We start from the raw sequence: 6,319 nt of genomic DNA, 5'->3' as shown, positions 1-6,319 counted from the left end.
ATGCGGGCCTCTTAACCACCGGGCGGCGATGGGGCAGGGAATTGGGCCGGGAAGATGTGTAGGGTAGGGCGCTGGACGTGTGCCCTGTCATGTCGGACGGGCGTGCTAGCTCTCGCCTTCATGGATAGAGTGACGGGCGGCGAGGACTGGGGAAACGTGATGGGAAAGAAGCCTGCGACCTATGCGGACCTGGAGGCGCTTCCCGACCATGTCGTGGGGGAGATCGTCGCAGGGGAGCTGTATGCAAGCCCACGGCCGGCGGCGCCGCATGCCGTGGTGGCCCACCGGCTTGGCGGAGAGCTCATGGGCCCCTTCGAGCGGGGAAGGGGTGGGCCCGGAGGCTGGCTGTTCCTGGGCGAGCAGGAACTGCACTTCCGGGAGGACGTCCTGGTCCCGGACGTCGCGGGATGGCGGGTGGAACGGATGCCCTTCGTTCCCGACACCGCGGCGATAACGCTTGCGCCGGACTGGGTCTGCGAGGTGCTGTCTCCGTCCACCCGGAAGCTGGACCGCGAGGCGAAGATGCCGGTGTACGCGCGCGAGGGCGTGCGGCACGTCTGGTTGATGGATCCTCGGACTCGCACGCTGGAGGTATTCGGCCTGCGGGACGGCAGGTATGAGGTTCTGCTCACGCATTCCGGGGCTGCACCCGTGCGGGCGGAGCCCTTCGACGCGGTGGAGCTGGACCTCGCGTTCATCTGGGGCCGCACGGTGAGCTGAAGGGATGGGACCTCCAGGGTCCAGGAATTCTCGTCCGCCCCTGCACGTCAGACGGGCGTGCTAGCTCTCGTGTTCATGGATAGAGTGATGGGCGGCGAGGAGTGGAGGGAATCCATGGGAAAGAAACCCGCGACCTACGCGGACCTGGAGGCACTCCCGGAGGGGGTTGTGGGGGAGATTGTCGAGGGGGAGCTGTATGCGAGCCCGCGGCCGGCATTCCCCCATCTCACGGCGGCTTCATTCCTGATGGGGCTCCTGAGCAATCCCTTTGTCTTCGGACTGGGAGGACCGGGAGGCTGGTACATCGTTCTCGAGCCCGAACTCCATCTGGGAGAGGACGTCCTCATTCCGGACCTGGCGGGCTGGCGGCGTGAACGGCTCCCGCAGGCGCCCCAGGTCGCGGCCCTTGCCCTTTCGCCAGACTGGGTCTGCGAGGTGCTTTCGCCCTCGACACGGCTCGTGGACCGCGAAGTGAAGCTTCCGGTGTATGCGCGCGAAGGTGTGCGCCATGTCTGGTTCATTGATCCAGTCCTTCGCACCCTGGAGGTGTTCCGGTTGGAAGCGGGGCAGTACGTGCAACTGGCGACCCTCTCCGGAACCGGCCTCGTGCACGCGGAGCCCTTCGAGGCAGTGGCATTGAAGCTCGGCGTGCTCTGGGACGAGTTGGGCTGACGACGACGTCCGGTTCCTTTCAAGGCGGCCGGCCGGGCACGGATTCAGGTGCGCGCGGGCTTGAGGCGCGGGAGGCTGGGCACATGCCGCTGTCTCCGTTCTCGCTCCTCATCGCGCTGGGTGCCGTGCTCGGGCACCTGTACCTGTTCCGGCGGCTGGTGTGGAACCTCACGTCTCGCCGCGGGCCCCGGCTCGTTGCCGCGTTTGTCCTGGGCGTCATGACACTGGTGCTGATTGCGCGGCGGTACCTCCAGCGCACGCTTCCGGAAGCCCCTGGCGACGTCGTGGAGCTGGTGTCCTATTCGTGGATGGGCGTGGCGCTGTGCCTGGTGCTCGCGCTCGCGGGGCTGGACGTGGGGCGGGCCGTGCTCGCCCTGGGACGCCGGCTGCGTCCCGTTCCCGCCGCGCCCTCCGTGGATGTGGAGCGGCGGCGCTTCCTGTCGCAGGCGACCGCGGGCGGGGCGCTTGCGCTGGGTGGGGGGCTGGCGGGCTATGGCAGCTGGCGCGCGTTCACCGCTCCGGAGGTCACGGAGTTGGTGGTGCGCATCCCCAAGCTGCCCCGCTCGCTGGAGGGCTTCAGCATCGTGCAGCTCACCGACCTGCACGTGGGCCCCTTCATCCAGCGGCGCTTCATGGACGAGCTGGTGCGGCGGGCCAACGCGTTGAGGCCGGACCTTGTCGCCATCACCGGCGACCTGGTGGATGGCACCGTGCCGCGGCTGGGCGGCTTCGTCGCGGCGCTCGGCAACCTCCATGCGCGCTACGGAAGCTTCTTCGTCACCGGCAACCACGACTACTCGTCCGGCGCGGAGGCGTGGGTGGCCCACCTGGGCTCGCTGGGCATTCCCTCGCTGCGCAACCGGCACGTGCGCATCGGGGACGCGGGCGGCGCGTTCGACCTGGTGGGCGTGGATGACTGGCACGGCGGCCGGCGCCTGGGACAGAAGGGCTATGACCTGGACCTGGCGCTCGCGGGCCGTGACCCGGAGCGCGCCGCCGTGCTGCTCGCGCACCAGCCCGCCAACTTCAAGGTGGCCGCGGCGCAGGGCGTGGACCTCCAGATTTCCGGCCACACCCACGGCGGCCAGCTCTTCCCCATGACGGCGCTCATCGGGCTGAGCTGGGAGCACTCCGCTGGCCACTACCGGCAGGGCGATTCACACATCTACGTCAGCCGGGGCTGCGGCTTCTGGGGACCGCCCATGCGGCTGGGCAGTCCCCCGGAGCTGGTCAAGCTGGTGCTGACTTCGTGAGGAACGCGTCCAGCGCGGCGTTGACCGCGTCCGGATGGTCCAGCTGGATCCAATGGCCGGCGCCCTCCACCACCTGGTGCGCCACGCCCTCTCCCAGCCGGTGGACGCTTTGCGGCGTGTCGTTGTCCGGCGCGACGAGCGAGAACTTCGGCCCCGGGTAGCGCGCGAGCGCGGCCGTCAAATCAAAGCGCAGGCTGGAGCGCTGCACGGCCGTCACGGCGGACAGCGGCGTCGCGTCCAGGTCCGCCAGCAGCCGCTCGCGCACGTCCGCGCGCGGCCCGGCCATCTGCGCCCAGTCCTGCCGCACGGCCTGCGCCACGTCCGGCGCGTCCAGCGAGGCGAGGTACGCGTTCACCTGCTCCTCGGGGTAGCCGCGCGAGTCCGTCATGGGGTCCACCAGGAACAGGCCCGCCACCTGCCGGGGGTTCTCCCCCGCGTACGCCAGCGCCACGCCCCCGCTGATGCTGTGCCCCACCAGCACGAAGCGCCGCAGCTTCAGCGCGCGCACGACGGCGGCGATGTCCCCCGCGAGCGACTCCAGCGTGAAGTCCTCCGGCTCCGGGAAGGTGGAGCCGCCGTGTCCGCGCAGCTCCAGCGCGATGCCGCGGCGGCCCTGCCGGGAGAGGTGCTCCAGCTGCGCCTGCCAGTGGGACGCGTTGCCCGCGAGCCCGTGCACGAAGACGACGGGCAGCTCCTTCCCGCCGCCTCCGGTGTCCACCAGCCGCAGGTCCCCCGCGGCCCCCGCCACGCGGAAGTCGTCGAAGCGGAGCCGCTGGGGCTCGAAGGCCTGGCCGTCCGCGAAGGGGACCTCGTAGTGGGTGACGTGCAGGTCCCGGTCGATGAGGTAGCGGTCGTCCTCCGGGAAGAAGATGGCGCGCTCCGGCGTGTCGCCCGCGAAGCGCTTCACCGCGTCCATGGACTCCCAGAGGGTGACGAGGAGGAACTCCGCGCGCCCGTCCACCACCTTGCGCAGGCAGTACGCGGCCAGGTTGCCCGGCGTGCGCCGGTAGTGCGTGAGGCCCGTCTTGTTGAGATAGGCCAGGTAGGTGTCGGCGTCCTCCGCCTTCGTCACCCCGCGCCAGGTGCGTGCGAGCATTCCAGGTTCCTCGTGCCGGAAGAGATGAAGCCCGGGCATGTAGCGCGCCCGGTGGGACGGCGGCCACCCCGCGGTGGCCCGGGCGTGGGTGGACGACACTTGGCTTGGGGGCGGGCGTCACCGACGATGCCCCGCACACATGGACGCGAACCCTGGCGCACCGATTCCCGAGGCAGCCCCCCAAAGGGAGGACGAGGTCCGGCCCGGCTGGCGCTGGAGGCTCGGAGGCCTGTCGCTGCTCCTGCCGGTGTTGTTCTTCTTCCGGGCGACGTTCACGCGCGACGTCTTCCTGGCGGGCGACACGCTGCGGGCCTTCTACCCGATGCGCGCCTATTGGGCCTCGCGCGTGTCGCGGGGCGAGTTCCCCGACTGGTTCCCCTACGACGGCTTCGGGCAGTCGTTCCCCGCCATCTTCATCTCCGGCGTGTTCCACCCCACGACGCTGCTGCACCTGATGCTGCCCCTGGGCGCTGCGGTGAAGCTCACCGTGCTGCTGTGCTTCCCGGTGGCGCTGCTGGGCACGGCGGCGCTCCTGCGCGAGTGGGGCGTCCCCCGCGCGGGCGCGCTGTTCGGGGCGCTGACGTTCACCTTCAGCGGCTACCTGGTCTGCATCACGAACAACCCTACCTACCTGCTGCCCGCGAGCACCGTTCCCGCCGCGCTGTGGGGCGTGTTGCGCTTCGTGCGGCGTCCCTCCGCCGTCCGGCTGACGGTGGGCGGCGGCCTGCTGGCGCTGGTCGCGTTCGGAGGGGATGCGCAGGCGTTCGCCGTCACGCAGGCGCTGGGGGTGCTGGTGGCGCTGACGGAGCCCGTGACGGCGCCCGGGACGTGGGCCCGCCGCGCGGGAGCGTGTCTGCTGCTGGTGGTCACGGGCGGGCTGCTGGCCGCGCCTCAGCTGCTTCCCGCCGCGGGGCTGGTGATGTCGGGAGAGCCCGGCGCCCGGTCGCTGGCGGAGGCCCAGTACTTCTCCCTGCACCCGCTGCGGGTGGGGGAGCTGGTGCTGGGCCCGTTCCTGACGGAGCCGGTCGGAATACGCGGCATCCCCGAGGTCGTGGTGCAGAAGCTCATCCGCATGAGGGGCTTCACGCGCGCGTGGGTGGACTCGCTCTACGTGGGGACGCCCGCGTGCGTGCTGGCGCTGGCGGGCGTGGTGGCGTCGTGGCGGCAGCGGCGCACCTGGGTGTTCGTGGGCGCGTGGCTGTTGCTGCTGGCGCTGGTGCTGGGCGCGTCGCTGCCGGTGTACGGCTGGGTGTATCAGCTGCTGCCGCTGTGGCGGCCCTTCCGCTACCCGGAGAAGCTGGGGTCCTTCCTGGTGCTGGGGCTCGCGGTGGGCGCGGGGCTGGGCTGGCGGCGGTGCCTGGGGCCGGGAGGCGCTCCGCGCGCGGTCATCGTCGCGGGCGTGGCGGTGGCGGCCCTCTGCGCGGCGGTCGTGCTGGGCGAGGCGGTGGGCGGGCTGTGGACGCGGGGCTGGGTGCTGCCGCACTGGCCGGAGGCGCCCGCCGCGGCCATCGAGGGCCTGTCGGACAACGTGGTGCGCATGGGGGCGACGTCGGCGGGGCTCGCGCTCCTGTGCGCGGTCCTGGCGTGGCGGCCCCGGCTGGCGGTGGGGCTGGTGGTGCTCCAGGGCGCGGCGCTCTTCCTGGAGAACGGGCCGCTCTACCAGGTGTCCCCGGCGGAGATGCTGGAGACGCCCCCTCCGTTCGCGGAGCGGATCCGCGCGTCCGCGCCGCCGGGGGAGCCGGTGCGGGTGAACACGCGGGTGACGGGCTACTGGGCACCGCCGCTGGCCGGCTACGAGTTCAAGGACCGGCTGAGCCTGGGGCAGCTGGCGGTGCTGGCGCCGGACACGTCGGTGTTCTGGGACATCGAGAGCGCGGCCAGCTACCTGCCGGGGCGAAGCTCGCGCCTGCTCCGGCTGATGGGGGACTCCCGGCGCTGGCCTTTCGAACTGGCGCCGCGCCTGTCCACGCCCTTCACGGTGACGCGCACGCAGGAGCTGCCCGGGGCGCTGCCTCCGGGCGCGCGGGTGCTGGCGCAGGAGTCGCTCTTCCGGACGACGCTACTGGGGCATCCCCAGGCGCCCGCGCGGATCCACCTGGCCCGTCCGGAGTGCGTGGCGACGCTCGATGAGGCCTTCGCGCGGATGACGGCGCCCGAGCCGCCCGCGTCCGGGACCGCCATCGTGGAGTGCCCGGGGCCGCTGCCGGTGGAGGCCGCGTCCGGCACGGGAGGCGTGAGCGTTTCACGCGAGTCGCCGGAGCACTTCGCGGTGGAGGTGGAGGCCGCGGCGCCGTCGGTGCTGGTCGTCAACGACGCGTATCTGCCCGGCTGGACCGCGACGCTGGACGGCGAGCCCGTGCCCATCCTCGCCGCCAACGTAGCGGTGCGCGCGGTGCCGGTGCCGGCGGGGCGTCACACGGTGGTGATGCGCTACCGGACGCCGGGGCTCGTTCCCGGGCTGTGGCTGGGCGCGCTCACGCTGGGCGCGCTGGGCGCCGCGATGGCCGTGTCGCGGCGCCGGCCGCGGAGCTGAATCCTCACGCTGCCCGGAAACACGACGGCCCGCTCCGGAGGGGGG

The 6,319-nt window shown here is 72.0% G+C and carries 5 protein-coding genes; 4 read left to right on the top strand and 1 reads right to left on the bottom strand.

Annotated elements, in window-relative coordinates:
- Positions 1–159 precede the first annotated feature (159 nt).
- From D7W81_RS38950 to D7W81_RS38940, 3 genes are all read left to right on the top strand, one after another.
- Positions 160–720 carry a Uma2 family endonuclease gene (locus D7W81_RS38950; protein WP_120560410.1) on the top strand — a complete coding sequence of 187 codons (561 nt, stop codon included), beginning with the start codon at positions 160–162 and terminating at the stop codon, positions 718–720.
- An 87-nt stretch (positions 721–807) separates the two neighbouring features.
- Positions 808–1,392: a Uma2 family endonuclease gene (locus D7W81_RS38945; protein WP_244227737.1), complete on the top strand. Its 585-nt coding sequence runs from the start codon at positions 808–810 to the stop codon at positions 1,390–1,392.
- 83 nt (positions 1,393–1,475) lie between these two features.
- A complete protein-coding gene (locus tag D7W81_RS38940) occupies positions 1,476–2,645 on the top strand; it encodes a metallophosphoesterase (protein ID WP_120560407.1) in 1,170 nt (389 codons plus the stop codon).
- On the opposite strand, the gene D7W81_RS38935 is transcribed toward D7W81_RS38940, so the two are convergent.
- Complete coding sequence (locus D7W81_RS38935; RefSeq protein ID WP_244227736.1) at positions 2,623–3,741, bottom strand: alpha/beta fold hydrolase; 1,119 nt, start codon at positions 3,739–3,741, stop codon at positions 2,623–2,625. The two genes, D7W81_RS38940 and D7W81_RS38935, sit on opposite strands and share 23 nt — an antisense overlap.
- Positions 3,742–3,880: 139 nt before the next feature.
- Here D7W81_RS38935 and D7W81_RS38925 point away from each other — a divergent pair, with 139 nt between their 5' ends.
- Positions 3,881–6,274: a YfhO family protein gene (locus D7W81_RS38925; RefSeq protein WP_147445789.1), complete on the top strand. Its 2,394-nt coding sequence runs from the start codon at positions 3,881–3,883 to the stop codon at positions 6,272–6,274.
- Positions 6,275–6,319 lie beyond the last annotated feature (45 nt).

This window comes from Corallococcus aberystwythensis (assembly GCF_003612165.1).
Lineage (GTDB): Bacteria > Myxococcota > Myxococcia > Myxococcales > Myxococcaceae > Corallococcus > Corallococcus aberystwythensis.
The sequence above is the reverse complement of the archived record's forward strand: the minus strand, read 5'-3'. Positions and strand labels throughout refer to the sequence as shown.

Coding starts and splice junctions, on each gene's coding strand:
- D7W81_RS38935 (WP_244227736.1), bottom strand. CDS start 3,741: ATGCTCGCACGCACCTGGCGCGGGGTGACGAAGGCGGAGGACGCCGAC.
- D7W81_RS38950 (WP_120560410.1), top strand. CDS start 160: ATGGGAAAGAAGCCTGCGACCTATGCGGACCTGGAGGCGCTTCCCGAC.
- D7W81_RS38925 (WP_147445789.1), top strand. CDS start 3,881: ATGGACGCGAACCCTGGCGCACCGATTCCCGAGGCAGCCCCCCAAAGG.
- D7W81_RS38945 (WP_244227737.1), top strand. CDS start 808: ATGGGCGGCGAGGAGTGGAGGGAATCCATGGGAAAGAAACCCGCGACC.
- D7W81_RS38940 (WP_120560407.1), top strand. CDS start 1,476: ATGCCGCTGTCTCCGTTCTCGCTCCTCATCGCGCTGGGTGCCGTGCTC.